This is a genomic window from Pseudomonas moorei, assembly GCF_008801475.1.
In the GTDB taxonomy this organism is placed as follows: domain Bacteria; phylum Pseudomonadota; class Gammaproteobacteria; order Pseudomonadales; family Pseudomonadaceae; genus Aquipseudomonas; species Aquipseudomonas moorei.
In genome coordinates this window covers 288,074-312,336 of the sequence record NZ_VZPP01000002.1, presented here as the reverse complement: position 1 = coordinate 312,336, position 24,263 = coordinate 288,074, and the positions used below count along the sequence as shown (strand labels likewise).

Sequence of the window (24,263 nt, the reverse complement as noted above, 5' to 3'; positions counted from 1 at the left end):
TTGAGCTATATCCGGGTCAAACGCTCAAGTATTCCCGTTCACCGCCGAATAGCTGCACATGGGACCTTCGTGCAGGTTCGACGCTTTCCCATCATCAGAAACTTTTGCTGAGTGCGCCGTGATCAGGATGATCCGCTCGCTCGGCCAGGAGCCGTCATGCCTCAACCTCGTGCCCGGATCGCCTCACAGCTGGGTCTTGCGCTCGCCTTGATTCTGGTGACAGTCATCAGCGCAAGCACCTTGTTCGCCCTGCGTTCGCTAGATGCCGCCAACCTGGCCACCCGCGAAGAGCACCTGACCAGCGAGGCCCGGTTGCTGGCCGATCAGTTGAGCACCTTCCACGGCACGTTGCGTGAAAGCACCCAGCGCCTGGCGGGTTTGTTCGAGAAGCGTTTCAGTGCCGGCTTGAGCGTGCACCCGGATGAGCCGGTGACGGTGGCGGGCACGCAGACCCCAGGCCTGCACCTGGGCAGCGAAGTGCTGAACAACGACTTCAAGGAAGTGGACGAGTTCAAGCAGATGACTGCCGGTGCGGCCACGGTGTTCGTGCGCAGCGGCGAAGACTTTATCCGGGTCAGTACGTCCCTGAGCAAACAGGACGGCAGCCGGGCCATCGGCACGATGCTTGATCACGCCCACCCGGCCTACGCACGCCTGATGGCGGGGCAGAGCTATGTCGGGCGTGCCTTGCTGTTCGAACGCTCCTACATGACGCAATACACCCCGGTACGGGACAGCAGCGGCAAGGTGATTGCCGTGTTGTTCGTGGGCTTCGATTACACCGACGCGCAAAATGCTCAGTTCGAAAACCTCAAGCGTTTCCGCATCGGCCAGACCGGTTCCCTGGCACTGCTGGACGAGCAGAATAAATGGCTGGTGCCGATTGCCGGTGTGCAAGCGCTGGATCAGGCCGTCCCGGCGGTCATGGCGCTGGTCAAGACGCCAGGCAAAGGCCAGTTCTGGAGCGACAAGTCCGAAGACTTCTACAGCATTGCCGTACCGTTTGAAGGCGGGCCGTGGTCGGTGGTGGCAAGCATGCCGAAAACCGAAATCAGCGCTGTGACCTGGAGCGTCGGTATCCAGTTGGCCATCGGCAGTCTGTTGGCGATGTTGCTGGCGGTCGGCGCAGCGGTCTGGCTGTTGCGCAGCAAACTGGCGCCGCTGGGTGATCTGGTGCGTCAGGCCGAAGCCTTGGGTGCCGGTGATTTGAGCGTGCGTCTGAGCGTGTCGAGCAACGATGAAATCGGCCAGTTGGCTTGCGCCTTCAACCAGATGAGTCAGGCGTTGTCGACCATGGTCGAGCACATCCGCAACGCCTCGATGGAGGTCAACAGCCGCGCCCAGGCCTTGTCCGGGTTGTCCGGCGGTGCCTATGAAGGGATGGAGCAGCAATCGGGCGAGATCACCAGCATGGCCGGGGCCGTGGAAGAGTTCAGTGCCACCTCCCTGAACATTGCCGACAACATGGGCAGCACCCAGCGTCTGGCACAGGAAAACGCTCGGCAAACGCAAATCGGTCGTACGTCGATGGACGAAGCGTCCTCGTCGCTTGAGCAAATTGCCGGCGCATTGAACAGCACGGCGACGGTGATCAATACCTTGGGACAGCGCTCCCAGGAAATCGGCGGCATCGTTGGCGTCATCACCTCGATTGCCGAACAAACCAACTTATTGGCGCTCAACGCCGCGATCGAAGCGGCGCGTGCCGGTGAGCAGGGGCGTGGCTTTGCCGTGGTGGCCGACGAAGTGCGTAACCTCGCCTCGCGCACCCGTCAGGCCACGGACGAAATTTCCGTGATGATCCAGAGCATTCAGCAGGAAACCGGCAACGCCATCAGCACCATGGAGCAGGGTAATGTGCTGATGCAGGAAGGCTTGTCGCGCAACGCCAACGTGGCTTCTGCACTTGCACATATCGATGAGCAAAGCCGTTCAGCCGGCCAGCAATTCGCCGCGATTACCACGGCGACCCAGGAACAGAGCAGTACGGCGACGTTGCTCAGCAGTAACTTGCAAAGCATTGCGCTGGCCAACAGCGAGCAGCGGGAAGTGGTGTCGAACCTGGCGGTCACTGCTAAAGAGCTGGAGAAGCTGGCGGCGGATTTGCGGTCGGAGGTCGACCGGTTTCGCTGATGTGCCTTTGAAATAGTCATCGCGAGCAGGCACTCATTGCGTTGCAGGCCGATACTGCAATGCCTCCGCCAGATGCTCCCGCTTGATCCCGTCGACCTGTTCCAGATCCGCCAGGGTTCGCGCCACCTTCAGCAACCGATGCGCCGAGCGAAGCGACAGGGTCAGCCGTTCACAGGCCGTTTCCAGCCAGTTCTCATCGACTGTGGATAACTTGCAGTGCCGGCGCAGCCCCGGCAAATCGAGAAAGGCGTTGGCGCACCCCTGACGCTTTTGCTGGCGTTCGCGGGCATCAGCGACCAGCACCGCCGCGCTGGCGCTGTCCTCTCCGGGTTTCACCGTCGGATTCAACGCCGTGGCCTCCCGCGCCACCGTCAGGTGCAAATCGATCCGATCCAGCAAGGGCCCGGACAGTTTGTTGCGATAGCGCTGAACCATGTCCGGCGTGCAGGAGCAGCGGCCAGTGGGTTCGCCAAGATATCCACAAGGGCATGGATTCATTGCCGCCACCAACTGAAAACGTGCCGGAAACCGCACGCGATCCTTGGCCCGGGAAATCACGATATGGCCTGACTCCAGTGGCTCTCTCAAAACCTCGAGCACTTTGCGGTCGAACTCTGGAAGCTCATCGAGAAACAAAACACCGTGGTGGGCGAGGGTGATTTCACCGGGCTGTGGTTTCGAGCCGCCACCGACCAGCGCCGGGCCAGAAGCCGAGTGGTGCGGTTGTCTGAAGGGGCGCTGCGGCCAATGGCTCAACGGGACGCAACTGGTGACGGACTGAATGGCGGCCACTTCCAGTGCTTCGCACTCTGCCAGTGGGGGCAGCAGCCCTGGCAGGCGACTCGCCAGAAGCGTCTTGCCCGTTCCGGGAGGTCCGCTGAAGAGGAGGTTATGCGCACCCGCCGCTGCAATCAGCAACGCCCGTTTGGCTGCTTGCTGACCCTGCACTTCGTTCAGGTCGGGGTAGGGTTTGCTGGCGTGGATCAATCCATCGGACACATAGGGCTCCACCGGCGTGTGCCCGTTGAAATGCGCCACGGCCTGCAGCAGATGATCCACCGCAATCACCTTCAACCCCGACGCCAGGCACGCTTCTTCGGCATTCGCACGCGGCACCATCAACGAGCGTCCGGCCTTGCGCGCGGCCAACGCCGCCGGCAACACGCCCCGCACCGCACGCACTGCGCCTGACAGGGCCAACTCGCCCAGACACTCCACATCATCGAGCGTCAATGTCGGCACCTGCACACTGGCCGAAAGAATCCCCAAGGCAATCGCCAGATCGAACCGTCCGCCATCCTTGGGCAAATCCGCCGGGGCCAGATTCAAGGTGATCCGTCGCGCCGGAAACTGGAGCCCCGAATTGATGATCGCGCTACGTACTCGATCTTTGCTCTCTTTCACCGCCGCCTCGGGCAGGCCGACCATGGTCAGCGACGGCAAGCCATTGGCCAGATGAACTTCGACAGTGACGGAGGGGGCATCCACGCCAATCTGGGCGCGGCTGTGGACGATGGAGAGGGACATGGTCGTTCCTTGAGTTGTACGGGGGCCGCTTCCTGCGGGTTTTTGCAAGGGTAGACGGCAGTGCTGTTTCCGCGGTGCATGGCAGGCAAGGAATTTTCGCAAGATGTTGCGCGGCTTCACGGGCAGCGCATTGATTCTGTGGCGAGGGGGAGGGCTCCCCCGCCGCAAACGATTCCAGTCTTTAATCTCTTTGAAGAGCGATTAAAGTGCGATGCGCCAGTGTTAGTGGAAAGTGATCAGTTATTGCATTACTGCGTGTGGAAAAATATGGGTGGCCAACTAAGTTGGCTCAGGATCGCTCGCTCGGTTGAGGCGGCTTAGAGGAAGACTGTTCGTAGTCAGGCAGGTTGCTATCACTATTTGGAATTTTTAGTATAAAGCTTTCTATGTCGACCTTCTCTTTGCCTTCTGCGACATGCGTCAAATAGTTAAAATCTAAAGCTATCAATTCATTAAGTCTGGATTCGTAGTTGCTCGGGTAATCTGCTTGTTCTATTCGAGGTAAGCCTTTGTAGTGGTCAAGGACGCTTTGGAAGAATTTGGTCAGTTTTCCTGTGGTGTTGTATTCATGCTCTGCCTCGGCAACGACTTTTTGCCTCCATGCGAATTCTTGTTTATCTGACTCTTCCAGCGCTGCCCGTCTTTCATTAACGGTAAACGTGCCGCTGTCATCGTATGTAATTAAGGCCAGTTGATCCGCCGACATTCCAGAAAATGGATTGCTGGCCAGTCCTCTCGTATATAAAGTTGCTTTTTCGGCGCGTGCTAATAACGTGGGATCGTCTGTGTCAGGAACTTCAGTGTCGTGCTTCAATTTGTTTGCAGTGTAGTATGGGCTCAGTAGCTCATTAACTGTTTTTCTAGCCAGCGACTCCAGCTCCACTCTGGTCAGGCTCGCATCTCGGGCCTGTGCACGTAATGAGGCTTCGCTTAATTGATTTGCCATCGTGGAAACTGTAGTGCTGCCAAATGAGCCAGTCGGGGCTTGGGGCGGGCTCTGGCTGATGCCTGTATTTCCACCAGGATTGGTTGTCATCGTTTTTGATCCAGTCAGAGCCAGACCGCTTTCAACTACAGGATTGCTTGTTGAATTAATCATCATTGCTGCTCCCTTTGTTTTTATAAGTTAGATAGGATCTGCCGCTTTATCTCATCGTGATTTCTACCGACCAAGCATAGGTAGTAGGGTTTGTTCTGGTTGCTCTTATAGTGCAGGTAGCACCACCACTGGGAGTGGCTGTATGACTCCACTTGGGGATTTTGCTGCCGCCTGAGCCGGAGGTAGTCACAAACGTAGATAGATATACACAGTTTTTTGTGCCGATTTTATATCGTAAATTAGCATGGTTGTAGTCAGGGGATGTCTGGCTTTGTATCGTGTAAGTCTCCGAGCTATTTGCATTTATGGTGGTTTTTGGAGTGGGCTCTGCGTTTGTTTTTGTAATGAATTCGTTATTGGTTGTGGGTGTATACGTAGCGGTCTGTGTTCCAAGATTTTTGAATGTAACTGTAACGGGTGGTCCGGCGAGAGCTGGGTTTATGTGAAGTGCCGTCAATGTAAAAACAGTAATTAAAGACATGTATGTTTTCATAGGCGTTACTCCTTGTGATGTTAGGAATATTCCATTGGTATCAATAACTAATATTCACTGCGAGCTAGATTTTTTTCGTGCTGATGCAGTGCTCGCGTTCAAATGACTCATTTGAGAGGAGAGCTTAGAAAGGGGGGATTTGCGGCGCAATCAGACGGCGGATGAGAGTTTCGTAGGATGTTGCCGGGACTCTTGCGGGCTTGAAGTCCGCAGTCTCGGCAATTCCTACAGATAAATCTGACAGTCGTTACGACCTTGTCGCGAGCAGGCTCGCGTACACGGTGGTATGGGGCTAACCATTAGGGATTGGGGCGTTATTCTGCAGGCGGATTGAGCCTCGCTTCCATCTCCGCGACCTTCGTTTCAAGTGCTTCCAACCGTGCTCGCGTCCGCGCCAGCACGACCATCTGGCTATCAAACTCTTCCCGGCTCACCAGATCCAGCTTGCTGAAGCCACTCTGCAGCAGGGCCTTGAACTGGCTTTCGATTTCGCTTTTCGGCAATGGGGTGTCGCCGCTGAAGAGACGGGAGGCGGTGCCAGTCAGGGCGTCGAGGAAGTCTTTGGGCGCGAGCATGGGAAAGGTCCTGATAACAATGGAAGGCAGTGTATCACGCAGTGTCTATAGTCATTTCGCGGGCAGTCGATGCACGCTTTTCGCGCATGGGGACGGACGGCATCGCACCGTTGTTGTGCGTAACGCATGGAGTGTTGTTGCGAAGTTGCTGGCATCTACTGGTAAAGGCTTGAAAACAGTAGGTTTTGTGGAGATGGCAAGCTTTCTGCTTAGTCCATGGTGACCCATGCACTGATGCAGTCGCTGTGACGAATGCAGTGCGCCAAGCGAAACGCGGGGAGTGTTTCGTGAGGAGCGGGTAGCTGGCGTCGGACGGGCAGGTAAGGCCGACGATGCGTTACAAAGCCAGGCACTGCGCTTAGACTTGAGACGGGTTTGTTTTCCTGGGGCAAGTCCACCAATTCGGGAGAGAGTTTTCATGAAGCTAGTCACTGCCATCATCAAGCCGTTCAAGTTGGACGACGTGCGCGAATCGTTGTCCGAGATCGGCGTGCAGGGCATTACCGTCACCGAAGTCAAAGGCTTCGGTCGGCAGAAGGGGCACACCGAGCTGTATCGCGGCGCGGAATACGTGGTCGATTTCCTGCCAAAGGTGAAGATTGATGTCGCCATTGACGACAAGGATCTCGACCGGGTTATCGAGGCGATAACCAAGGCCGCCAACACCGGCAAGATCGGTGATGGCAAGATCTTCGTGGTCAATCTGGAACAGGCGATTCGCATCCGTACCGGCGAAACCGATACCGACGCAATCTAAGCCGCCACAAACCCAACGCCCCAGGAGAAAACAATATGACTCTGCGTAAATTCGCAGGGCTAGGAGCCCTGCTGTCCATCGTAATGCCCGGCCTGGCCATGGCGGCAGATCCGGTGGCGACTCCAGTCCTCAACTCCGGCGATACCGCCTGGATGTTGACCTCGACTGCCCTCGTGCTGTTCATGACCATTCCCGGTCTCGCGCTGTTCTACGGCGGCATGGTTCGTTCGAAAAACATTCTTTCCGTGATGATGCAGTGCTTCGCCATTACGGGGCTGGTTACCATCCTGTGGTTCATTTATGGCTACAGCATGGCGTTTGACACGACGGGCATGGAAGCAGGCGTGGTCAACTACAATTCCTTTGTTGGCAGCCTTGCCAAGGCCTTCCTCGCCGGCATCACACCGGCCAGCATTACCGGCCCTGCGGCGCTGTTCCCTGAAGCGGTATTTGTTACCTATCAGATGACTTTCGCCATCATTACTCCAGCGCTGATCGTCGGTGCGTTCGCTGAGCGGATGAAGTTCTCTGCAATGCTGGTCTTCATGGGCGTGTGGTTCACTCTGGTATATGCGCCGATTGCGCACATGGTCTGGAGCGGTCCGGGTTCTCTGTTGGGCGACTGGGGCGTACTGGATTTCGCCGGTGGCACCGTGGTGCACATCAACGCCGGTATTGCAGGTCTTGTAGCCTGCCTGGTGCTGGGCAAGCGAAAAGGCTTCCCTACGACTCCAATGGCTCCGCATAACCTTGGTTACACCCTGGTAGGCGCGGCCATGCTGTGGGTCGGCTGGTTTGGTTTCAACGCCGGTTCCGCAGCTGCGGCCAACGGTACTGCCGGCATGGCGATGCTGGTGACCCAGATCGCAACCGCCGCCGCCGCGCTGGGCTGGATGTTCGCCGAGTGGATCACCCACGGCAAACCTAGCGCACTGGGTATCGCATCGGGTGTGGTTGCCGGCCTGGTCGCCATTACCCCGGCCGCCGGTACTGTAGGCCCAATGGGCTCACTGATAATCGGCCTGGCCGCGGGCGTCGTGTGCTTCTTCTGCGCCACCACCCTGAAACGCAAGCTCGGCTATGACGACTCCCTGGATGCCTTCGGCGTGCACGGTATCGGCGGTATCCTCGGCGCGATCCTGACCGGTGTATTCGCTGCACCTTCCCTGGGTGGTTTCGGCACCGTCACCGACATCGCCGCGCAAGTCTGGATTCAGTGCAAAGGCGTGGGCTTCACGGTGATCTACACCGCGATCGTCACCTTCATCATTCTCAAGGTGCTGGACGCCATCATGGGTCTGCGTATCACCGAAGAAGAAGAAGCCGTCGGTATCGACCTGGCGCTTCACAACGAACGCGGCTACAACTTGTAAGCACGCGCATGAGAAAACTTGCCCGGCTCGCCGGGCATTTTTTTGTCCGGAATTTGTCATCGGGGGCTGCGCTGAAAGGTTTTTTCTTACAGCTTTTGCGACGTTTACGACGCGGGTTTTTGTGCCGCTGATGGCTTACAGGAATGAAGGAATATTAGGGCCTTTGTTTTTTCCCAGAGCGCGCTAGAATGCGCCCCGAACGTGCGGAGAACTGTATGTGGCAGCAGACTCTGATTACCCTGCGGGCGAGGCCCCGGGGCTTTCATCTGGTAACGGACGAGTTACTCGCCGGCTTGCCTGAACTCAGGGCGTGTCGGGTTGGTCTGCTGCATTTGTGGCTACAGCATACCTCGGCGTCGTTGACCATCAACGAGAACGCCGATCCGGCGGTACGACGCGACTTCGAACGATTTTTCAATCGTCTGATCCCACAAGGAACAGACGGCTATGAGCATAACGACGAAGGCCTGGACGACCTCCCGGCGCACTTCAAGGCCAGCGTGCTTGGCTGTCAGCTCAGTTTGCCGGTTACGGCGGGCCGACTGGCGCTAGGGACCTGGCAAGGCGTTTATCTGGGCGAGCACCGTGATCATGGCGGTGCCCGTAAAGTCCTCGCCACCTTGCACGGTGAAGGGGCATAACCGCTGGTCAGCAGCGGCTGTTGATTTTTTTCCGGCAGCCTTCGACAGAGGGCAAAGCTGGGCTATAACTAATCTGCTTTTCGCAAGTCATGAGGTAGAACATGAGCGACGATGATCTGGAAAACGACGACCTCGAAGTAGGCGACGACGACGAAACCGAAGAAGGTCTGGAAGCAGCGGCGGAAGACGTCGCTGAAGATGACGGCGGTGATGCGCCGGTTCCGACCGCCAAAGGCAAAGCCAAGGCAGCGGTATCAATCGATGAGCTGCCGAGTGTCGAAGCCAAGAACAAGGAGCGCGACGCCCTGGCCAAGGCCATGGAAGAGTTCCTGGCTCGTGGCGGCAAGGTGCAGGAAGTGGAGGCCAATGTGGTCGCCGATCCGCCCAAGAAGCCTGATAACAAGTACGGCAGCCGGCCTATCTAAGCCTGTTTCCTTGCTTGCTGAAAAAGCCCGCCGTCGCTGCGGGCTTTTTCATGCCTGAAACAAAAATATGAAAACTGTGGTGATCTCTGTGGGAGCGAGCTTGTCAGTTCGAGGCCTTGTTCCAACTCGCCAACAACGCCGGCAACTCGGTCAGGCTACGGATCTCGGCATCCGGCAATCGCTCGGCTTCCCAGTCCTTGCCGGCCGGGTTGAACCAGATCGCCCGCAGTCCCGCTTGCTGGGCGCCGGCAATGTCGTCGCCCGGGTGATCACCGATGTGCACCGCTGTCTCGGCCGTGGCACCGCCACGCTGCAGCGCCTCATGGAACAATCGAGAATCAGGTTTGGCGATGCCGATGTCTTCGGCGCATAACGCAAACTTGAAGTAGTCCGCGAGCCCCAGGCGTCGTACGTCGGCATTGCCGTTGGTCACCACGCCGAGGGTGTAATGGTTGGCCAGCACTTCCAGGGTCGGTTGTACTTCAGGGAAGATTTCCAGCTGATGCCGGGCATGCAGAAACACTTCGAAGCTCTGATCGGCCAGGTCGGACGCTTCTGTATGGGCGTAACCGGCTTCTTCCAGCGCCTGGAACAGCACCCGGCGGCGCAGGGCGCTGATGCGGTGCTTGAGGTTCGGCTCGATGCTCAGGATGCGCTCTCGAATGGCCCACAAGTGCTCCACCGGCACCGCGCCCAGATTCGGTGCGTGTTCAGCCAGCCATTCACGGAGGATGGCTTCGGCGCTGACGATCACCGGAGCGGTGTCCCACAGAGTGTCGTCGAGGTCGAAGGTGATCAGTTGGAGAGTCATGAATCATCGCCTTTAATGCGTTTGGCCCGTGGATGAGCACTGTCATAGACCGTGGCCAGGTGCTGGAAGTCCAGGTGGGTATAAATCTGCGTGGTCTTGATGTCCGAATGGCCGAGCAGCTCCTGCACCGCCCGCAGGTCCTGGGAGGACTCCAGCAAGTGGCTGGCGAAGGAGTGGCGCAACATGTGCGGGTGCAGATTTTGCCCGAGCTCACGTTCGCCAGCGGCTTTTACCCGTAGCTGAATCGCCCGTGGGCCGAGCCGCCGGCCTTGCTGGCTGACAAATACCGCGTCGTCCGCCGGATTGGCCAATGCCCGCAATGGCAACCAGAGTTCCAAGGCTTCGCGCGCCATTTTGCCCACCGGCAGCAGACGGGTTTTGCTGCCCTTGCCGAGCACCTGGACCATGCCATCCGCCAAATCAAGCTGATCAAGATTCAGTCCGGTCAGCTCCGACAGGCGCAGCCCGGAAGAGTAGAACAGCTCAAGTATCGCCTGATCGCGACGTGCCAGAAAATCATCCTCCACACCGCCTTCAAGCAGTTGCAGCGCGCGGTCAGTGTCGAGGGTTTTCGGCAGGCGGCGTTCGCCCTTGGGTGGCGCCAGGCCGTTGGCCGGATCGTGGTCGCACAGGCCTTCACGGTTCAGGTAGTGATAGAGCCCGCGCACCGCCGACAAGAGTCGCGCCAGGCTGCGGGAGGACTGGCCTTGTGCATGCAGGCGAGCGATCAGGCTGCGCAGGCGCTGGATGTCCAGCGCTGCCCAACTGCCGATGTTCTGTTTGACGCACCAGCCCAGCACCTTGTCGAGGTCGCGACGATAGGCCGAAAGCGTGTGCGGTGACACCTGCCGCTCACTGCGCAGGTGTTCGCAGTAAGCGTCCAGTTGCCGTTCCATGTTCAGCGTACCGAGCGCAGGGAGTTGTTGACCCGTGGCAGCACGCGGCCCATGACTTCGGCGATGTAGCTCAGGAACAAGGTGCCCACCGAGCTTTTGTAGTGCTGCGGATCACGGCTGGCGATGGCCAGGATGCCGTGGATGCCCTGGTGGCTGATGGCGACGACGGCGGTGGAACCGATCTGCTTGCGCTGCTCTTCGCCGAACAGGAAGTCCAGCTCGTGCTCGCGCAGGCTGCCGCTGACGCTTTTGTCTTCCTGCAACAAGCCGCCTATGGCCACTTGTGCCTCGGCGTGGGTCACCCAGCGGCCGACCGGCATGGCGTTGTCGCCAAGCAGAATGAGGCTGACAAAAGGCACCTGGAAGTCCTGGCGCAGGCTGTCTTCGACAGACATCACCACGTCTTCCAGGCTGGCGGCGTCCATCAGCGCGAGGATCAGGCGGCGGGTCTTGTCGAACAACCGGTCGTTGTCGCGGGCCACGTCCATCAAGTGCGAGAGACGGTGCCGCAACTCGATGTTGCGATCACGCAGGATGGTCATCTGGCGTTCCACCAGCGACACGGTGTCGCCACGCCGGTGGGGAATGCGCAAGGCCGGCAGCAATTCTTCGTGCTGGGCGAAGAAGTCCGGATGAGCCTCCAGGTACGCGGCAATTGCCGCCGCCTCCAGGCTCTCGGACGGGGATTCGTCGGACTGTCGGGCGGGTACCTGAGGCTTATCGGTCATGGCTTTGGCTCACTCAAAGACGCACTTGTCCTTCATATACACGGACTGCCGGGCCGGTCATCAATACCGGGTGGCCAGGGCCTGCCCATTCAATGGACAGACGCCCGCCAGGCAGGTCGATCAATAGCGGCGAGTCCATCCACCCCTGGCTGATCGCGGCCACTGCGGCGGCACAGGCGCCGGTACCGCAAGCCTGGGTTTCCCCGGCCCCGCGTTCCCAGACGCGCAATTGTGCGCGGCCCCGGTCGATGACCTGGAGAAAACCGACATTGACCCGTGCCGGGAAGCGCGGGTGATGTTCGATTTTCGGCCCCAGTTCATGTACCGGCGCATTGTTGATATCGCTGACCCGCAGAACCGCATGGGGATTGCCCATGGACACGGCGGCCAGTTCCACGGGTGTGCCATCGACGTCGACCTGATAGCTCAGGGCCTGCTCGGGTGCCAGGAACGGGATGTCGGCCGGTACCAGGCGCGGGGCGCCCATGTTTACGCCGATCTGCCCGTCGCTGCGCACGTCCAGCTCGATGATGCCACTTTTGGTTTCGACGCGGATCTGCCGTTTTGCGGTCAGGCGCTTGTCGAGCACGAAGCGGGCGAAACAGCGCGCACCATTGCCGCACTGTTCCACTTCAGAGCCGTCGGAGTTGAAGATCCGATAACGGAAGTCCACGTCCGGGTTGCTGGGCGCTTCGACGATCAGCAGCTGGTCGAAACCGATGCCGGTGTGCCGGTCACCCCAAAGCTTGGCGTGCTTGGGCAGAATATGCGCGTGCTGGCTGACCAGGTCGAGGACCATGAAGTCGTTGCCCAGGCCGTGCATTTTGGTAAAACGCAGCAGCATGGTTTTACTCCGGCAGCAGGCTTTCGCCAGCAAACAACTCGGCTACCGTTTCACGGCGACGCACTTCAAATGCCTGATCACCGTCCACCAACACTTCAGCGGCGCGGCCACGGGTGTTGTAGTTGGAGCTCATGACAAACCCATAGGCGCCAGCCGAATGCACGGCCAGCAGATCGCCTTCTTCCAGGGCCAATTCACGATCCTTGGCCAGGAAGTCGCCGGTCTCGCAGATCGGGCCGACGATGTCGTAGGCGCGACCGGCCGTGTTGCGCGGGCGCACGGCAGTGACGTCCATCCAGGCTTGGTACAGCGCCGGGCGGATCAGGTCGTTCATGGCCGCGTCGACGATGGCGAAATCCTTGTGTTCGGTGTGCTTGAGGTACTCGACCTGAGTCAGCAGCACGCCGGCATTGGCCACGATGAAGCGGCCCGGCTCGAACACCAGCGCCAGGTCGCGACCGTCAAGACGTTCGCGCACGGCCTTGATGTAGTCGGCAGCCAATGGCGGCTCTTCGTCGCGATAACGCACGCCCAGGCCGCCACCGAGATCGATGTGGCGCAGGTAAATGCCGCAATCGCCGAGACGGTCGACCAGGCCCAGCAGGCGGTCGAGGGCGTCGATGAAGGGCGGCAGGGTGGTCAGTTGCGAGCCGATATGGCAGTCGACGCCGACCACTTCCAGGTTCGGCAGCTGCGCGGCGCGCACGTACACGTCCTCGGCGTCGGCAATGGCGATGCCGAACTTGTTCTCTTTGAGACCGGTGGAAATGTACGGGTGAGTGCCGGCATCGACATCCGGATTCACGCGCAGCGAGATCGGCGCGCGAACACCCAGTTCGGCGGCAACCACTTGCAGGCGCTCCAGCTCGTCGGTGGATTCGACGTTGAAGCAGTGCACGCCGACTTCCAGGGCGCGACGCATGTCGTCACGGGTCTTGCCGACACCGGAGAACACGATCTTGTCGGCGCTGCCGCCGGCGGCGAGTACGCGTTCCAGCTCGCCACGGGAGACGATGTCGAAACCGGCGCCCAGGCGCGCCAGGACATTCAGTACACCCAGGTTGGAGTTGGCCTTGACCGCGAAGCAGACCAGATGTGGCATGCCCGCCAGTGCATCGGCGTAAGCCAGGTATTGGGCTTCGATGTGGGCACGGGAGTAAACGTAAGTCGGTGTACCAAAGCGATCGGCGATGGCAGACAGGGCAACACCTTCCGCGAACAGTTCACCGTCACGGTAGTTAAAAGCGTCCATGAGGTTCCCTTATTGGTAGACGTCGTGCTTGTGTGCCTTGGAGGCAGGCTTTTGCGAGGACTGGGCTTGCGCCGCAGGATCCTGGTTGTCGTCAGGCAGGTACAGCGGGCCTTTTTGACCGCAGGCCGACACAAGGCAGGCAACCGCGAGGAGCGCAGCAAGGGAGGAGATCAGGCGCTTCATGGCGAAATCCTTGAAAATGCATTAATTGCGCCGGAGTATACCGGCCACCCGGCAGCTTGCCTATGCGACGGGGCTCCCGTCTGGCGGGCCTTGGACCGATGCCGGTCGGTATCATGCAATCCTTGTGGGAGCGAGACTGCTCGCGATAGCGGTGTTTCCGTTGACCATAATGTTAAATGTGCCGGCGTCATCGCGAGCAGGCTCGCACACAGATTGGGGTTGCTGGGCGTTATCCTTTGCAATCGGGAGGCCTCGGTCGTATCTTGCGGCGCTTGAGCCTGATCAGACACTTTTTGAGGTTGCCGTAATGAGTTTGTCCGAAGCGCGTTTCCATGACCTGGTCGATGCCACCCAGCAGACGTTGGAGGACATCTTTGACGACAGCGACCTGGATATCGATCTGGAAAGCTCGGCCGGTGTGCTCACCGTCAAGTTCGAAAACGGAACCCAGTTGATTTTCAGTCGGCAAGAGCCATTGCGTCAGTTGTGGCTGGCGGCAGTGTCCGGTGGCTTCCACTTCGATTACGACGAAGAGAGCGAGCGCTGGATGTGCGACAAGAGCGAAGAGCAACTGGGCGAGATGCTTGAGCGCATCGTCAAGGCGCAAGCTGACGTCGAACTCGATTTCGAAGGTCTGTAACGCCGTGACACAGTCAGCGCCCGTGCGTCCGCCCAAGCCGCTCTACAGCAACGTCAGCCCGGCAGTGCCATCGCCGTGCAGCGGCGTGTGTCGGCTGGACGCGCAAAAAGTCTGCCTGGGCTGTTTTCGCCACGTCGAAGACATCCGCGAATGGCGCTCGGCGGATGACGAACGTCGCCGGGTGATTTGCGAGCAGGCTCTGCAACGCCGATCCCTGTAGGGAGGGCGATGACCGCCGGGTGGCGACTTGTATATTTTTTGAGCTGTGTTAGTGTCCGGATACGCCTCAACTCATCGAGGCTCGTGAAAACCCCGCCTTTTTCTGGCGGGGTTTTGCTTTTTTCGTGCAGAAGAAAGGAGTCTGCCCTGATCATGACCGCACCTTCCATCACCCTTACCCGTCTGGACGTACAGCGTCTGGAGCGTCTGATCGACAGCCTGGATGAAACGCTGCCGGGCGTTATCGCGTTGCAAACCGAACTGGACCGCGCCGATACATTGGTCAGTCACGAAGACGTGCCGGCCGATGTCGTGACCATGAATTCGCGCGTGCACTGCCGTGAAGAGAGCAGTGGCAAGGATTACCACCTGACCCTGGTTTATCCAAAGGATGCCAATGCCGACGAAGGTCGGATCTCCATCCTGGCCCCCGTGGGCAGCGCGTTGCTCGGCCTGAAGGTTGGCCAGCACATCGACTGGCCGGCGCCGGGTGGCAAGACGCTGAAACTGACCCTGCTGGAAGTCGAATCGCAGCCTGCCAATGGCGGCGCCTTCCCCGAGTGACAACCTGTCAGACCTGTTCGAGCGCCTCGTTCAGTGCGTGCTCCAGGTCGGCCTTGTAGCGCAGGTACAAATTGCTTGAACTCTGCCCATCACCGAGCAGGCCTGTCAGGTCAAGGTCGGTGATGTAGCAGCGATAGCGCTCGGTTTCCCGGCGCTGTTCGATGATTTCCCGGGCGACCACGCTGAATAGTTGGTCGCCATGCTCCAGCTCTGAAAACTCCCGCTGATTGCAATACAGGGTGACCTGTACCTTGCCCGGTGCCGCTTTGCCGATGATCGCCTGCACGTCATAGAACGGTTTGTTGGTCGGTGTTTGCGGTGCCGGCCGGGCTTCGACGTGACGCGCGCGCCCCGCCCCCGAGGGCAGAAGCTGATAAAACAACGTGTCCAGGCTCAGGGGGTGGGCCGCGTCCATGGGCAGCAAGGCGTCGCGCCGGTACTGGATCGACTGCAGGAACCGTTGCAGCGGCACCAGCAGGCTTTGCTCGTCATGCCACGGCAAGCGCTGCTGCCACAAGGCATTGAATTCATCGAGTACGTACAGCTCGGCCTGGTCTTCCTTGACCCGGTAAAACACCTGAAGGCAGTCGGGCTGCCCCATGGGCAGGAGCAGTGCCAGGTCGTGGTTTTCCAGTGCCTTGTGATCAAGGTGCAGCGGGCTGTAACGGGTCAGGTCTTCGCTCAGGTAATCGAACAGCGCAGGCAGTGTGGTCAGGACGATGTGATTGACCCGGCCGGGTACCAGTTCAAGTACGTGGTAATGCTGCTGGACCTGAATCAGGTAGCGGTAATTGAGTTTGCTCAGCAGCAGGTTCTGCGCCGTGTCGAGGATCTCTTCGACGCGCTGGGCAATGAATTGCGCACGGTTGTGGCAGAAGCACCGCACCCGCAGCCTGGGCTGCTGCGGTCCGTTGGGCAGATTGTTGAGGTAGTCGCGCAGGCAGTCGAGCAGGGCGTGGGGGCCGTCGAAGCGATTGACCAATACTTCGTTCCAGCTATTGAGCGTGACTTGATCCAGGGTCAGCACCAGGTTTTCCCTGACGCCGGCATAGCTCAGGGAGTCGGTGCGCTCGGTGGTCATCAGGATGTTCAGGTCGCGATGGTGCTTGAGCGGGTCGATGCCGACGTTCACCAGGATCAGCACTTCGCTGGGCACGCTGGCGCGCAACAACGGTTCTTCGGCGACGGTCTGCAGCGGCAGGCGAATGCTCTGTTGCAGACTGCCCAGCAAGTTGAACAGTTCGAATTCGCTCAGGTCGCTGCTTCCGGGGTGCAGGGCCAGGCGGGTGCTGCTGTCGATCACGCCGTTGCGGTGGCACCAGGTCAGCAGTTCAAGCAACTGACGGCTGCGCTTGATCGGGGCGAAGTGCTCCCACTCAAGGGCGGTCAGGCTGCCGTTGTACAAAGCCCACTGGCTCGGTTCCGATTCCTTTTTGCTCGAAGCATGTACCAGTGTCAGGGTGTCTTCGGCCAGGTCCGGCGCGATGCCCGGGTTGATGAATTCGACCTTGTCCGCCTTGCGCTCGAAGGCGGCATACAGGCGTCGGCCCAGCACACTCAGGTCGCGTTTGTTGATCAGACTGGCAGTTTGGTCGTTACGGGCAAATTGGGTCAGGAAGCGGTAGCTGTAGTTCAGCTCGTTAACCAGGGCTCGGCGCTCCGAGCTGACCTGGCGGACTTTCCACTGACTGCGGCTGTCGAGCAGCGCCAATTGCCGTGGGTCCCATTGCCATTCGTGGGCCAGCCGTTCCAGTAACGAACGTTGCCAGCCCTGGGTTCGAGCGCTGCTGCCGGTGAGCTTGCGATTGACCTTCAGGTACAGCGCGCGACGCACCAGTTCCAGGCGCTCTGGCTCGTTGCGAGCAATGAGGTATTCCTCGATGCGCCGGTAGACCACGACGTACGGGTCCAGCTCATCGAGGTCGAGACGGTTGGCGAACACGGCTTGCTTGAAACGCAGGCTCAGGCACTGGACCTTGGGGTGCTCGCTGGCATAAACCTCGGTCAGTAGCAGTTTGAGCACCGATTTGTAAGGCGACTCGATGCCTTTGAACAGTTGCCAGAGCCCAGCACCGATAAATTCACCGGGTGGAATGTAGGCCAGGTGTCCCAGGTCGAGGGTTTCGTCAGCGCGGATGAAACGCTTGGAAATCAGCGTGTGGGTGTAGCGGTCGTAACTCGCTTCTTCATAGACGGGCACCAGCCACCAGATCGGCGTGCGCCCGGCCAGCCAGATCGCGGTACGGTAAAACTCGTCCAGCAGCAAGTAGTGCTGGGTGGTACCGCAGTCTTCCGAACTCAATTGGCTATCGCGCTCGCCGCGCACGAAGCGAACCGGGTCGATCAGGAAAAAGTGCGCTTCGGCTCCCTGGCTGTCGGCCCAGGCTTCGAGCAATTGGCATTTCTTGCGCAGTTCGGCGAGTTCCTGCTCGGTCAAATCCGGGCTGTGGCAGACCCACACGTCCATATCGCTCTGATCGGCCTGGGCCAGCGTGCCGAGGCTGCCCATCAGGAACAGGCCGTGAATCGGCCGCGGCGGATTGCTGCCGTGGCGCGGCTTATAGGAAAACGAGCGGGTCAGGCGTTGAGCTTCGGCCAAGGCGTTGGCATCCGGCTCGAAATTCGACAGCCCGGCCGGTGTGCTGCCGGAAACGTAACCCGGCAACAGCGGATGATTGACGTGAAAAAACAATGGCAGAAGGTTCAGCACCCCTTGCTGGCGGGTCGACAAACCCTCCATGGCGCGAGCCATGCGGCCCTCATTGAGCTTCAGAAAGCGTGCGCGCAGTTGGCTGAGAACCTTGCGGTCGATTCCCTCGTCCAGATCGGGGCGGATTTCATGGGTGCGGGTCATGTCAGCTCAAACCGGCTCACAGGGCTCGGATGTGGGGCTCTCGGTTGAGGGGCAGTTTAGCGCCTTGGCGCGGAGGCATTTAAGCTGATTTTGTTTTTCTGACGTCAGATTTTTATCGCGTGGCGATTACAGGTCGCAGAGTTTGCCCGCGGAAATCCCGTGGTGGAGGTTTCCGTGGGCAATGCGATGGAATTCAGGCTGTTTCTTTTACGCTCAGAATGGTCAGCAGGGTTTGCACATTTTGCGCGGCGTCACGACCCAGGCTGGTCAGGTAGCCGCCATCGGGTTGGTCAATCAGTTCTTTTTCATACAGGCGACGGGCAGCGGCAATGGCTTTGGGGGCAGCGGTCTGATGAATTTTCAAACCTTCCTGGGAACTGTCCAGGTTGAAGAGTGCGAGGATTTCCAGTTCGGCAACCAACTCAGGGGTAAGCGACATAGGGACTCCAGACTTTCTAGGAATTAGACGACAGCGCCCCTAAGGTGATCCCACTCGTGCGGCATGTCCAGCCCTCGCGACAGGGTTTTTTCATCATGGTGAGCTTTCCCCGTTTCCGGGGCTCGCAGGAGCGGGCTCGCTCCTGCAGGGGGAAGGGGTTATTTCTTTTCCGGGGGCAACTCGGGCAGCGCGCGCAATGCCGCTTCGTACCATTCGGTGTCGAACGCGCGGTCTTCTTCGAGGATTGCGTCGATTTCTACGGCCAAAACATGGGCCATCAGGTTGAGGATTTCTTCCTTCTCGTAGCCCACCAGTGTCAGCTTGTTGAAGGTCGCCTTGGCGGCCGGCGGATTTTCGCTTTCGATCTGGTTTTCGATGGCTTCGATCAGGGTGTTTTCAGTGAATTCTTCTTCGTCGCTATCGATGTCTGTAGGCTCGCTCATGGCAGGCTCCTCAAGTTAAGGCGGCCAGTTTACCCGCATTCAGCAGCGTGATGCTGCTGGCAAGAAAGCCTCGAGCGATCTATAAACAGGCACTGCCCACCCCGCACGGCCTGGAGGCTCTGTGATGATCAAGCTTTATGGATTTTCCGTCAGCAACTACTACAACATGGTCAAACTGGCGTTGCTGGAAAAAGGCCTGGCCTTCGAGGAAGTGCCGTTTTACGGCGGCACCAGCGCCGAGGCGCTGGCCATCAGTCCGCGCGGCAAGGTGCCGGTGTTGCAGGTCGAGCAGGGCTTCATCAACGAAACCAGCGTGATTCTCGAGTACATCGAGCAGAGCCAGCAAGGCAGGCCCCTGCTGCCAAGCGATCCATTCCAGCGCGCGCAAGTGTTGGCGCTGGCCAGGGAAATCGAGTTGTACATCGAACTGCCGGCGCGCGCCTGTTACGGCGAAGCGTTTTTCGGCATGAAGGTGCCCGATGCGATCAAGGAAAAGACCAGGGCCGAGTTGCTTCTGGGAGTGGCGGCCCTGGGCCGGCACGGCAAGTTCGCCCCCTATGTAGCGGGCGACAGCTTGAGCGTGGCGGATCTGTATTTCCTGTACAGCGTGCCGCTGGCGTGTGGCGTGGCGCACAAACTGTTCGGGATGGATCTGTTGGCTGAAGTGCCGCAGGCCAAGGCGCTGCTGGAACGATTGGGAGAAACCCCGAACGTGCAGCGAGTGGCGGCGGATCGGGAAGCGGCGATGCCGGCGTTTATGGCAATGGTTGCGGCGAAGAAGTAGGAATCTTCAGCGCTCTTGCGAATGCCATCGCGGGCAAGCCCGCTCCCACAGGTTTTGTGTCGTGCCGCCATCGGGCGAACGCCACAAAACCTGTGACAGCAAGCGGGTGACGTGCCGCCTGCTCGCGAAGCTCTTTAGCGACTGGCGAGCAACGCCTGACCGCGAACCACGGCGGCCTTCACCTGCGCCGGCGCTGTGCCGCCGATGTGATTACGGGCGTTGACCGAGCCTTCCAGGGTCAGTACTGCGAAAACGTCCTGATCGATCTGGTCGCTGAACTTGCGCAGTTCTTCCAGGCTCATCTCCGCCAGGTCCTTGCCGCTTTCCACGCCGTACTTCACCGCATGGCCAACGATTTCATGGCAGTCACGGAACGGCAGACCACGGCGGACCAGGTAGTCAGCCAGGTCAGTGGCGGTAGAGAAGCCGCGCAGGGCCGCTTCGCGCATCATCGCGTGCTTGGGCTTGATCGCCGGGATCATGTCGGCGAAGGCCCGTAGCGAGTCGCGCAGGGTATCGGCGGCGTCGAACAGCGGTTCCTTGTCTTCCTGGTTGTCCTTGTTGTAAGCCAGAGGCTGGCCTTTCATCAGGGTCAGCAGGCCCATCAAGGCGCCGAACACGCGGCCGCTCTTGCCGCGCACCAGTTCCGGCACGTCCGGGTTTTTCTTTTGCGGCATGATCGAACTGCCGGTGCAGAAACGGTCTGGCAGATCGATGAACTGGAATTGCGCACTGGTCCACAGCACCAGTTCTTCGGAGAAGCGTGACAGGTGCATCATCGCGATGCTGGCGGCCGAGCAAAATTCGATAGCGAAGTCACGATCGGACACGTTGTCCAGCGAGTTGCCACCCACTGCGTCGAAACCCAGCAATTGGGCGGTGTATTCACGGTCGATCGGGTACGTGGTCCCGGCCAGGGCGGCGCTGCCCAGAGGCATACGGTTGGTGCGCTTGCGGCAGTCGACAAGACGCTCGTAGTCGCGGCTGAGCATTTCGAACCAGGCCAGCATGTGGTGCCCGAAGGTGACGGGCTGTGCGGTCTGCAGGTGGGTGAAGCCTGGCATGATGCTGCCCGCTTCGCGTTCGGCCTGTTCCAGCAAGCCTTTTTGCAGGCGGGTGATTTCGCCCAGAATCAGGTCGATTTCGTCACGCAGCCACAGGCGGATATCGGTAGCGACCTGGTCGTTACGACTGCGTCCGGTGTGCAACTTCTTGCCGGTCACGCCGATGCGGTCGGTCAGGCGCGCCTCGATGTTCATGTGTACGTCTTCGAGGTCGATGCGCCAGTCGAACTGGCCGGCCTCGATTTCACCCTGGATGGTCTTCAGGCCATCGATGATGCTGTCGCGCTCGGCATCGGTGAGCACGCCGACCTTGGCCAGCATGGTGGCGTGGGCGATCGAGCCCATGATGTCGTGGCGATACAGGCGCTGGTCGAAGGTGACGGAGGCGGTGAAGCGGGCGACGAAGGCGTCGACGGGTTCACTGAAGCGGCCGCCCCAGGACTGATTGGTCTTGTCAGTGCTCATGAATTCGCTCGTATCGGCTGAAGAAAGATGGCGTTGAAAGCTGCCGCGGATAATAACAGGGTTGCCATTGCTGTCGCTGACACTGGTCGCCTGGTTTTTTCGTGGCCAGCGCCTGTCCCAGGCAAGTCCTGTGCAATTGGCTCAACGATATTTTTCATTTGAGCAATATCGTCCCGGCAACCGTCTACAGTTGGACAGTAGGATCAGTGCACTTCTCGGTGCGCAAGCGGACTATAAGAAGAGGGGGTGTTCAGATTGCGTATCAGCAAACCCTGTGGCGCTGTGTCGCCAATGCGAGCCTGGGCCGCCAATTGCCCGGCGGATGAAAATTTAGCCGTCGGTCTCGCGGCACTTTTTGACGCTCGCGCTAGTCTTAGCGTGGATCGCGGTGACGGACGTCACTTACCCTGTCTACGCTATCCTTGTGCGAGACTCACGCAGGAATCCAGCGCAATATGAATGTCCTGATCGTTGATGACGACCCCCTAGCCCGCGAGCGCCTGAGCCGAATGGTTGGCGAACTCGAGGGATACAGTGTCCTGGAGCCCAGCGCCACGAACGGCGAAGAAGCGTTGGCACTGATCGACAGCCACAAGCCGGATATCGTGCTACTCGATATCCGCATGCCAGGCCTTGATGGCCTGCAAGTGGCCGCGCGATTGTGCGAACGCGAAACCCCGCCCGCCGTGGTGTTCTGCACAGGGCCCGATGAATTTGCCGTGGAAGCCTTACAGGCCAGCGCCGTAGGCTATCTGGTGAAACCTGTGCGAACCGAACATTTACATGACGCATTAAAGAAAGCCGAGCGACCCAATCGTGTTCAACTCTCGGCCCTGACCCGCCCGGCCGCCGAAAGCGGCAATGGCCCACGCAGCCACATCAGCGCCCGAACCCGAAAGGGAATCGAGCTGATCCCGCTGGATCAGGTGGTCTACTTCATTGCCGATCACAAATACGTGACCTTGCGCCACGAGAGCGGCGAAGTGCTTCTGGATGAGCCGCTCAAGGCCCTCGAGGACGAGTTTGGTGACCGCTTTGTGCGGATCCACCGCAACGCACTGGTCGCTCGTGATCGCATCGAACGGCTGCAACGAACGCCACTCGGGCACTTCCAGCTGTTCCTCAAAGGCCTGAACGGTGACGCCTTGATCGTCAGTCGACGCCACGTGGCGGGCGTTAGGAAAATGATGCAACAGCTTTAATTCGCCGGTTACAGGCGTATTTCACACCCGAATGCCGGAAATCCGGGGCCAGGGAGGCCGAGTAGTATCTGATACAAGTCAAAGTGGATTTGGCTGAGCTGTTATTATCCGCCGTATCTATTCAGTACGGATTGATCCATGTCCTCTCGCGAAATCCGCATCGCCACGCGTAAAAGTGCTCTCGCCCTGTGGCAGGCCGAATATGTCAAAGCCCGTCTTGAAGAGGCCCATCCCGGTCTGCTCGTGACGCTGGTCCCGATGGTCAGTCGTGGCGACAAGCTGCTTGACTCGCCGCTGTCGAAAATCGGTGGCAAGGGGCTGTTCGTCAAAGAGCTGGAAACCGCGTTGCTGGAAAACGAAGCCGACATCGCCGTGCATTCCATGAAAGACGTGCCGATGGACTTCCCCGAAGGCCTGGGGCTGTTCTGTATCTGCGAGCGCGAAGACCCGCGCGATGCATTCGTCTCCAATACCTATGCCAGCCTGGATGAGTTGCCCGAAGGTAGCATCGTCGGCACGTCGAGCCTGCGTCGCCAGGCCCAATTGCTGACCCGTCGTCCGGACCTGGAAATCCGCTTCCTGCGCGGCAACGTCAATACTCGTCTGGCCAAGCTCGATGCCGGTGAATACGACGCCATCATCCTTGCATCCGCCGGTTTGATTCGCCTGGGCTTCGAAGATCGCATTACATCGGCCATCAGTGTTGACGACAGCCTGCCCGCCGGTGGCCAGGGTGCCGTCGGCATCGAATGCCGCAGTGCAGACAGTGAAATTCACGCGCTGCTGGCGCCGCTGCATCACCGGGACACCGCCACCCGCGTGACGGCCGAACGTTCCCTCAATAAACACCTCAATGGAGGCTGCCAGGTGCCGATTGCCTGCTATGCCGTGCTTGAAGGCGAGCAGATCTGGTTGCGTGGCCTGGTGGGGGATCCGAGCGGCGGTCTGCTGCTGAATGCCGAAGCTCGCGCGCCGCGTGATCAGGCCGAGGCCTTGGGTGTGCAAGTGGCCGAAGACCTTTTGAGCCAGGGCGCCAACGAGATTCTCAAAGCGGTCTATGGCGAGGCAGGTCACGAGTGACGGGCTGGCGCCTGCTGCTGACGCGTCCGGCGGATGAGTCGGCGGCGCTGAGCGATCTGCTGGCCGAACAGGGGATTTTCAGCAGTAGCTTGCCGCTTTTGGACATAGCGCCGATCCCTGCCTCTGACACAATGCGCCAGGTGATGCAGGAACTGGATCGTTACAGCGCCGTGATCGTGGTCAGCAAGCCAGCCGCCCGGATTGCCCTTGAGTTGCTTGACCGGTTTTGTTCGTCAGCGCCCCGTGTGCAGTGGTTCAGTGTCGGCGCGGCGACGGCGCAGATCCTTGCCGATCATGGCCTGGACGTGAGCTTTCCGGCGCAGGGCGACGACAGCGAAGCCTTGCTTGAACTCGCGTCGTTGCGCGAGGCTATCGCCGGGCCTGATCCGCGCGTGCTGATCCTGCGTGGAGAGGGCGGTCGCGAGTTGCTGGCAGAGCGCCTGCGCGAGCGAGGTGCTAGTGTCGAGTATCTGGAGCTGTACCGTCGTGAACTGCCGCACTACCTGCCGGCAGCGTTGCCACGGCAGATCGAAGCGGAACGCCTGAACGGGCTGGTGGTCAGCAGTGGGCAGGGTTTTGAGCACCTGCATCAATTGGCCGCAGATGCCTGGCCACGGTTGGCGCAGTTGCCGTTGTTTGTACCAAGTCCCAGGGTCGCCGAGCTGGCACGTGCCGCCGGGGCCCTGACAGTTGTGGATTGCCGCGGCGCCAGTGCCGCGGCTTTGCTGACGGCGTTACGGGAGCACCCCGTGCCCGTTCTCTAATGCAAAGG

25 protein-coding genes are annotated in these 24,263 nt (G+C 59.6%); 12 read left to right on the top strand and 13 right to left on the bottom strand.

All coding sequences use genetic code 11. From position 1 onward, the window contains the following. The first annotated feature begins 156 nt into the window (after positions 1 to 156). The gene (locus F7R06_RS04405; RefSeq protein WP_090326569.1) at positions 157 to 2,133 is read left to right on the top strand and encodes a methyl-accepting chemotaxis protein; all 1,977 of its coding nucleotides are present in this window, start codon (positions 157 to 159) and stop codon (positions 2,131 to 2,133) included. Positions 2,134 to 2,166: 33 nt separating this feature from the next. Here F7R06_RS04405 and F7R06_RS04400 read toward each other — a convergent pair whose 3' ends face one another. The 3 genes from F7R06_RS04400 to F7R06_RS04385 form a co-directional block, all read right to left on the bottom strand. After that, complete coding sequence (locus tag F7R06_RS04400; protein WP_090326566.1) at positions 2,167 to 3,660, bottom strand: YifB family Mg chelatase-like AAA ATPase; 1,494 nt, start codon at positions 3,658 to 3,660, stop codon at positions 2,167 to 2,169. 289 nt (positions 3,661 to 3,949) lie between these two features. Beyond that, positions 3,950 to 4,762, bottom strand: coding sequence for a hypothetical protein (locus F7R06_RS04395; RefSeq protein WP_170288741.1), 813 nt, complete (start codon positions 4,760 to 4,762; stop codon positions 3,950 to 3,952). Between the two features lie 804 nt (positions 4,763 to 5,566). Continuing rightward, a complete protein-coding gene (locus F7R06_RS04385; protein WP_090326561.1) occupies positions 5,567 to 5,827 on the bottom strand; it encodes an accessory factor UbiK family protein in 261 nt (86 codons plus the stop codon). A 418-nt stretch (positions 5,828 to 6,245) separates the two neighbouring features. On the opposite strand from F7R06_RS04385, the gene glnK reads away from it, so the two are divergent. From glnK to sutA, 4 genes are all read left to right on the top strand, one after another. Beyond that, positions 6,246 to 6,584, top strand: a complete 339-nt coding sequence (glnK, locus tag F7R06_RS04380; RefSeq protein WP_002555808.1) for a P-II family nitrogen regulator — start codon at positions 6,246 to 6,248, stop codon at positions 6,582 to 6,584. A 35-nt stretch (positions 6,585 to 6,619) separates the two neighbouring features. Next, positions 6,620 to 7,957, top strand: coding sequence for an ammonium transporter (locus F7R06_RS04375; protein ID WP_090326559.1), 1,338 nt, complete (start codon positions 6,620 to 6,622; stop codon positions 7,955 to 7,957). Between the two features lie 215 nt (positions 7,958 to 8,172). After that, positions 8,173 to 8,598: a secondary thiamine-phosphate synthase enzyme YjbQ gene (locus F7R06_RS04370; RefSeq protein ID WP_090326554.1), complete on the top strand. Its 426-nt coding sequence runs from the start codon at positions 8,173 to 8,175 to the stop codon at positions 8,596 to 8,598. A gap of 101 nt (positions 8,599 to 8,699) precedes the next feature. Further along, on the top strand, positions 8,700 to 9,023 hold the full coding sequence (gene sutA, locus F7R06_RS04365; RefSeq protein ID WP_090326552.1) for a transcriptional regulator SutA: 324 nt from the start codon (positions 8,700 to 8,702) through the stop codon (positions 9,021 to 9,023). A gap of 103 nt (positions 9,024 to 9,126) precedes the next feature. On the opposite strand, the gene F7R06_RS04360 is transcribed toward sutA, so the two are convergent. The 6 genes from F7R06_RS04360 to lptM are packed head-to-tail and all read right to left on the bottom strand — an operon-like array spanning position 9,127 to position 13,737. Further along, positions 9,127 to 9,834, bottom strand: a complete 708-nt coding sequence (locus F7R06_RS04360) for an HAD family hydrolase (RefSeq protein WP_090326549.1) — start codon at positions 9,832 to 9,834, stop codon at positions 9,127 to 9,129. Then, the gene (gene xerC, locus F7R06_RS04355; RefSeq protein WP_090326547.1) at positions 9,831 to 10,730 is read right to left on the bottom strand and encodes a tyrosine recombinase XerC; all 900 of its coding nucleotides are present in this window, start codon (positions 10,728 to 10,730) and stop codon (positions 9,831 to 9,833) included. Before xerC ends, F7R06_RS04360 begins: the two co-directional genes overlap by 4 nt. Before the next feature lie 2 nt (positions 10,731 to 10,732). Continuing rightward, positions 10,733 to 11,458, bottom strand: a complete 726-nt coding sequence (locus tag F7R06_RS04350) for a DUF484 family protein (protein ID WP_090326544.1) — start codon at positions 11,456 to 11,458, stop codon at positions 10,733 to 10,735. A 13-nt stretch (positions 11,459 to 11,471) separates the two neighbouring features. Next, the gene (gene dapF / locus F7R06_RS04345; protein WP_090326541.1) at positions 11,472 to 12,302 is read right to left on the bottom strand and encodes a diaminopimelate epimerase; all 831 of its coding nucleotides are present in this window, start codon (positions 12,300 to 12,302) and stop codon (positions 11,472 to 11,474) included. Positions 12,303 to 12,306: 4 nt separating this feature from the next. Continuing rightward, a complete protein-coding gene (gene lysA / locus F7R06_RS04340; RefSeq protein ID WP_090326539.1) occupies positions 12,307 to 13,554 on the bottom strand; it encodes a diaminopimelate decarboxylase in 1,248 nt (415 codons plus the stop codon). Positions 13,555 to 13,563: 9 nt separating this feature from the next. After that, the gene (lptM, locus tag F7R06_RS04335; protein WP_090326537.1) at positions 13,564 to 13,737 is read right to left on the bottom strand and encodes an LPS translocon maturation chaperone LptM; all 174 of its coding nucleotides are present in this window, start codon (positions 13,735 to 13,737) and stop codon (positions 13,564 to 13,566) included. 307 nt (positions 13,738 to 14,044) lie between these two features. Here lptM and cyaY point away from each other — a divergent pair, with 307 nt between their 5' ends. The 3 genes from cyaY (at position 14,045) to rnk (ending at position 15,160) form a co-directional block, all read left to right on the top strand. After that, the gene (gene cyaY / locus F7R06_RS04330; protein WP_090326534.1) at positions 14,045 to 14,377 is read left to right on the top strand and encodes an iron donor protein CyaY; all 333 of its coding nucleotides are present in this window, start codon (positions 14,045 to 14,047) and stop codon (positions 14,375 to 14,377) included. Positions 14,378 to 14,381: 4 nt separating this feature from the next. Beyond that, positions 14,382 to 14,597 (top strand): DUF1289 domain-containing protein, encoded by a 216-nt coding sequence (locus tag F7R06_RS04325; RefSeq protein WP_090326532.1) that lies wholly within the window; start codon positions 14,382 to 14,384, stop codon positions 14,595 to 14,597. Between the two features lie 152 nt (positions 14,598 to 14,749). After that, the gene (gene rnk, locus F7R06_RS04320; protein ID WP_090326529.1) at positions 14,750 to 15,160 is read left to right on the top strand and encodes a nucleoside diphosphate kinase regulator; all 411 of its coding nucleotides are present in this window, start codon (positions 14,750 to 14,752) and stop codon (positions 15,158 to 15,160) included. 7 nt (positions 15,161 to 15,167) lie between these two features. Here the strand turns inward: rnk and F7R06_RS04315 are convergent, their stop codons facing one another. The 3 genes from F7R06_RS04315 to F7R06_RS04305 all read right to left on the bottom strand — a co-directional run bounded on the left by F7R06_RS04315 (position 15,168) and on the right by F7R06_RS04305 (position 18,896). Continuing rightward, positions 15,168 to 18,014: a class I adenylate cyclase gene (locus tag F7R06_RS04315; protein WP_090326527.1), complete on the bottom strand. Its 2,847-nt coding sequence runs from the start codon at positions 18,012 to 18,014 to the stop codon at positions 15,168 to 15,170. Positions 18,015 to 18,207: 193 nt separating this feature from the next. Further along, positions 18,208 to 18,453 carry a TIGR02647 family protein gene (locus F7R06_RS04310; RefSeq protein ID WP_090326523.1) on the bottom strand — a complete coding sequence of 82 codons (246 nt, stop codon included), beginning with the start codon at positions 18,451 to 18,453 and terminating at the stop codon, positions 18,208 to 18,210. Positions 18,454 to 18,611: 158 nt separating this feature from the next. Next, the gene (locus F7R06_RS04305) at positions 18,612 to 18,896 is read right to left on the bottom strand and encodes a hypothetical protein (protein WP_090326520.1); all 285 of its coding nucleotides are present in this window, start codon (positions 18,894 to 18,896) and stop codon (positions 18,612 to 18,614) included. Between the two features lie 124 nt (positions 18,897 to 19,020). Here F7R06_RS04305 and F7R06_RS04300 point away from each other — a divergent pair, with 124 nt between their 5' ends. After that, a complete protein-coding gene (locus tag F7R06_RS04300; RefSeq protein WP_090326518.1) occupies positions 19,021 to 19,680 on the top strand; it encodes a glutathione S-transferase family protein in 660 nt (219 codons plus the stop codon). A gap of 134 nt (positions 19,681 to 19,814) precedes the next feature. On the opposite strand, the gene argH is transcribed toward F7R06_RS04300, so the two are convergent. Continuing rightward, positions 19,815 to 21,209, bottom strand: coding sequence for an argininosuccinate lyase (gene argH, locus F7R06_RS04295; protein ID WP_047534921.1), 1,395 nt, complete (start codon positions 21,207 to 21,209; stop codon positions 19,815 to 19,817). A gap of 455 nt (positions 21,210 to 21,664) precedes the next feature. Between argH and F7R06_RS04290 the strand changes: the two genes are divergently transcribed. The 3 genes from F7R06_RS04290 to F7R06_RS04280 all read left to right on the top strand — a co-directional run bounded on the left by F7R06_RS04290 (position 21,665) and on the right by F7R06_RS04280 (position 24,255). Beyond that, positions 21,665 to 22,411, top strand: a complete 747-nt coding sequence (locus F7R06_RS04290; protein WP_090326516.1) for a LytR/AlgR family response regulator transcription factor — start codon at positions 21,665 to 21,667, stop codon at positions 22,409 to 22,411. A gap of 138 nt (positions 22,412 to 22,549) precedes the next feature. Further along, entirely contained in the window at positions 22,550 to 23,491 is a 942-nt protein-coding gene (hemC, locus tag F7R06_RS04285; RefSeq protein WP_090326513.1) for a hydroxymethylbilane synthase, read from the top strand. After that, the gene (locus F7R06_RS04280; RefSeq protein WP_090326510.1) at positions 23,488 to 24,255 is read left to right on the top strand and encodes a uroporphyrinogen-III synthase; all 768 of its coding nucleotides are present in this window, start codon (positions 23,488 to 23,490) and stop codon (positions 24,253 to 24,255) included. Before hemC ends, F7R06_RS04280 begins: the two co-directional genes overlap by 4 nt. Positions 24,256 to 24,263: the final 8 nt, after the last annotated feature.

Bases quoted from the DNA above. Each gene is read 5' to 3' on its own strand.
- F7R06_RS04405 (WP_090326569.1), top strand. From the start codon at position 157: ATGCCTCAACCTCGTGCCCGGATCGCCTCACAGCTGGGTCTTGCGCTC.
- F7R06_RS04400 (WP_090326566.1), bottom strand. From the start codon at position 3,660: ATGTCCCTCTCCATCGTCCACAGCCGCGCCCAGATTGGCGTGGATGCC.
- F7R06_RS04395 (WP_170288741.1), bottom strand. From the start codon at position 4,762: ATGATGATTAATTCAACAAGCAATCCTGTAGTTGAAAGCGGTCTGGCT.
- F7R06_RS04385 (WP_090326561.1), bottom strand. From the start codon at position 5,827: ATGCTCGCGCCCAAAGACTTCCTCGACGCCCTGACTGGCACCGCCTCC.
- glnK (WP_002555808.1), top strand. From the start codon at position 6,246: ATGAAGCTAGTCACTGCCATCATCAAGCCGTTCAAGTTGGACGACGTG.
- F7R06_RS04375 (WP_090326559.1), top strand. From the start codon at position 6,620: ATGACTCTGCGTAAATTCGCAGGGCTAGGAGCCCTGCTGTCCATCGTA.
- F7R06_RS04370 (WP_090326554.1), top strand. From the start codon at position 8,173: ATGTGGCAGCAGACTCTGATTACCCTGCGGGCGAGGCCCCGGGGCTTT.
- sutA (WP_090326552.1), top strand. From the start codon at position 8,700: ATGAGCGACGATGATCTGGAAAACGACGACCTCGAAGTAGGCGACGAC.
- F7R06_RS04360 (WP_090326549.1), bottom strand. From the start codon at position 9,834: ATGACTCTCCAACTGATCACCTTCGACCTCGACGACACTCTGTGGGAC.
- xerC (WP_090326547.1), bottom strand. From the start codon at position 10,730: ATGGAACGGCAACTGGACGCTTACTGCGAACACCTGCGCAGTGAGCGG.
- F7R06_RS04350 (WP_090326544.1), bottom strand. From the start codon at position 11,458: ATGACCGATAAGCCTCAGGTACCCGCCCGACAGTCCGACGAATCCCCG.
- dapF (WP_090326541.1), bottom strand. From the start codon at position 12,302: ATGCTGCTGCGTTTTACCAAAATGCACGGCCTGGGCAACGACTTCATG.
- lysA (WP_090326539.1), bottom strand. From the start codon at position 13,554: ATGGACGCTTTTAACTACCGTGACGGTGAACTGTTCGCGGAAGGTGTT.
- lptM (WP_090326537.1), bottom strand. From the start codon at position 13,737: ATGAAGCGCCTGATCTCCTCCCTTGCTGCGCTCCTCGCGGTTGCCTGC.
- cyaY (WP_090326534.1), top strand. From the start codon at position 14,045: ATGAGTTTGTCCGAAGCGCGTTTCCATGACCTGGTCGATGCCACCCAG.
- rnk (WP_090326529.1), top strand. From the start codon at position 14,750: ATGACCGCACCTTCCATCACCCTTACCCGTCTGGACGTACAGCGTCTG.
- F7R06_RS04315 (WP_090326527.1), bottom strand. From the start codon at position 18,014: ATGACCCGCACCCATGAAATCCGCCCCGATCTGGACGAGGGAATCGAC.
- F7R06_RS04310 (WP_090326523.1), bottom strand. From the start codon at position 18,453: ATGTCGCTTACCCCTGAGTTGGTTGCCGAACTGGAAATCCTCGCACTC.
- F7R06_RS04305 (WP_090326520.1), bottom strand. From the start codon at position 18,896: ATGAGCGAGCCTACAGACATCGATAGCGACGAAGAAGAATTCACTGAA.
- F7R06_RS04300 (WP_090326518.1), top strand. From the start codon at position 19,021: ATGATCAAGCTTTATGGATTTTCCGTCAGCAACTACTACAACATGGTC.
- argH (WP_047534921.1), bottom strand. From the start codon at position 21,209: ATGAGCACTGACAAGACCAATCAGTCCTGGGGCGGCCGCTTCAGTGAA.
- F7R06_RS04290 (WP_090326516.1), top strand. From the start codon at position 21,665: ATGAATGTCCTGATCGTTGATGACGACCCCCTAGCCCGCGAGCGCCTG.
- hemC (WP_090326513.1), top strand. From the start codon at position 22,550: ATGTCCTCTCGCGAAATCCGCATCGCCACGCGTAAAAGTGCTCTCGCC.